General features: G+C 37.1%; 3 protein-coding genes and 1 pseudogene. All 4 read right to left on the minus strand.

Annotated features, from left to right (window positions below; genetic code table 11):
- The coding region (locus GY065_RS12830) for a hypothetical protein (protein WP_174834460.1) at window positions 1-211 on the minus strand (211 nt) is incomplete at its 3' end.
- Window positions 212-228: 17 nt separating this feature from the next.
- Window positions 229-312 (minus strand): annotated as a pseudogene (locus GY065_RS13680) (hypothetical protein); the annotation flags it as partial.
- Between the two features lie 445 nt (window positions 313-757).
- On the minus strand, window positions 758-1,492 hold the full coding sequence (locus tag GY065_RS12835; RefSeq protein WP_174834461.1) for an SMI1/KNR4 family protein: 735 nt from the start codon (window positions 1,490-1,492) through the stop codon (window positions 758-760).
- Between the two features lie 17 nt (window positions 1,493-1,509).
- Window positions 1,510-2,464: RHS repeat-associated core domain-containing protein (locus tag GY065_RS12840; RefSeq protein WP_174834462.1), on the minus strand; the 955-nt coding region annotated here is incomplete at its 5' end.

The following is a 2,464-nucleotide window of genomic DNA, read 5'->3' on the forward strand; positions in this document are numbered from 1 at the left end:
CATCTTCTTTTTTTGAGAAGCCTAAAATAACTTCGAGCGGTAATTCTTCCCCTTCACAGTCAATACCATAACAAAATTCCATGTTATAAAAATCAATCACGTTATATTGTTTTAAAAAATTAATATATGAACTGTGTGATTTTTTTTTCAATTTTAATTTCGAAATCAGTTTATCAATATCTTTGGGTACTTTATATTTTGATTGAAACATTTTATTTCCTTTAACGTTTATCCATGAATAAGTTCTGATGCACCACCTGTATGAGGAGAGTTGTAATGTAATTCAGCATCAAGAAGTATCAATGTCTCTTTATCAACATGGTGTCACACTTTTCCTGGCGGAGCTTTGTATTTATCATCTTTTTTATCACCTTTGTATCCAATCTTTTCGCTTGCTATTCTGTTATCGTGTTTCCTATTACCATTGAACTTATCTGATTTTACTATTTCTTCCGCATATGGGCTGAAACCAGCCGGTGTTTTTCAATCCGCCGGCCGAGGGTATCGTAGCTGTAGCCGTAGTATTCAGTATGCCGATACGCACTTCGGTTAGCCGGTGTTCGGCATGGTAATGGTAATACTGGGTACCGCTGGCGGTCTGTTTGCTGCGGACATGCCTATGCGGTATCAGTTTAGTTTGAAGGTGGTAATAAACAGTTTACCACCTGATTTTAAATCTAAAATTTATTATTTCAGCATTGTTTTTCTGATGTTGCCAACGTGCACATTCTTATTATTGTAATTACAATTTAATTTTTTATTCAAAAATTCCTTCTTCTAAAAGTCCTTCTTTTTTTAATCGCGCTAATATTTCACGTTCTTTTTCAGAAATTCCTTCTTTTTTTAATTTTGCTAATACTTCACGTCCTTTTTCAGAAAGCTCTAATTTTTTTAAGTAAATTGGAATGCTTCGCTGTGGACCCATAAAAATGCCTTTAGGATCTTCTACCCAAGTATTTAATGCTGAATCTGGAAAAGGAATATTCGGATTTTCAAATTCATCTTCACTTGGATCATAATCATCATCATCATCTTCTAATTTGGTAATCATTGATAAAAATTGATCAAAGGAATCTGCTACAAATTTTAAATTGGTATTTTGTTCCAGGTATCCGTTTATTACTTTCATATCAAAATACAAATCATTGACTTCATGATCCCAATGATAAATTTTGCCATTCGGATGTAAACAAAGTAAATCTCCATAATTCACAGTTGCTATAGCAATATGCTTTTTTGGTATTCTATTCAGATACCCATAGTTTGTAGCAATTAAATCTTCATCTTCTTTTTTTGAGAAGCCTAAAATAACTTCGAGCGGTAATTCTTCCCCTTCACAGTCAATACCATAACAAAATTCCATGTTATAAAAATCAATCACGTTATATTGTTTTAAAAAATTAATATATGAACTGTGTGATTTTTTTTTCAATTTTAATTTCGAAATCAGTTTATCAATATCTTTGGGCACTGTATATTTTGATTGGAACATTTTATTTCCTTTAACGTTTATCCATGAATAAGTTCTGATGCACCACCTGTATGAGGAAAGTTTTTATGTAATTCAGCATCAAGAAGTATCAATGTGTCTTTATCAACATGATGCCACACTTTTCCTGGCGGAGCCTTATATATATCCTCTTTTTTATCACCTTTGTATCCAATCTTTTCGTTTGCTATTTTGTTATCGTGTTTCCTATCACCATTAAACCTTGTTGATTTTACTTCTGCTTCCTTATATGGTCTGAAATCTGGATTACCATGTTTATCATACGTTACCGCCCGACCTTTATGGTCGTAGAAAGTAATAGATCCATCCGGATGATGTGTTGTTCTGGAATGATCTAAATGCTTGTTCTTTGAGGAAGGCATTCGTTTTTTTCTGGCAGTACCACATTTAGCCCATCCCCACGGATCAATCCACATAAACGCATTGGGCGCATACTGATACAGATTGAGTCCGCCGGCTAATCCAATCGGGTCAGGTTGGGTAAAGCGGCCTATATCTGGATCGTAATACCTGAAAGTATTGTAGTGCAGTCCGGTTTCTCTGTCTAAATACTGTCCTTGATACCTCAGGTTCTGTTGTATCTCTGTATGAGCAATCTCTTGTATCGGTTTGCCCCACAGCTGGTATGAGCATTCCCACACAATTTCACCGGCTTCATCCGTCAGCTCCTCCGGCAAGCCGTTCAGGTCGGTATGGAAGTAGTAGATGTGCTCTTGCTGATTACCGTTTCTGTCTATTCGCGCCAGCGGTTCATAACTGCCTTCGTCAGTATACAGATACAGGCTCTGCCGTTTGTCCGCGCTGCTTTCCTGAATCATCTGCATCCTGTCCCACAGGAAGGTGGTGCGGTTGCATGGTTTGCCATCTCGGTCCAGCCGGTGTTTTTCGATGCGCCGACCGAGGGCATCATAGACGTAGCCGTAGCGTTCAGTATGGTTTAGCTGTTCGATACGC

This window comes from Snodgrassella sp. ESL0323 (assembly GCF_013346865.1).
In the GTDB taxonomy this organism is placed as follows: domain Bacteria; phylum Pseudomonadota; class Gammaproteobacteria; order Burkholderiales; family Neisseriaceae; genus Snodgrassella; species Snodgrassella alvi.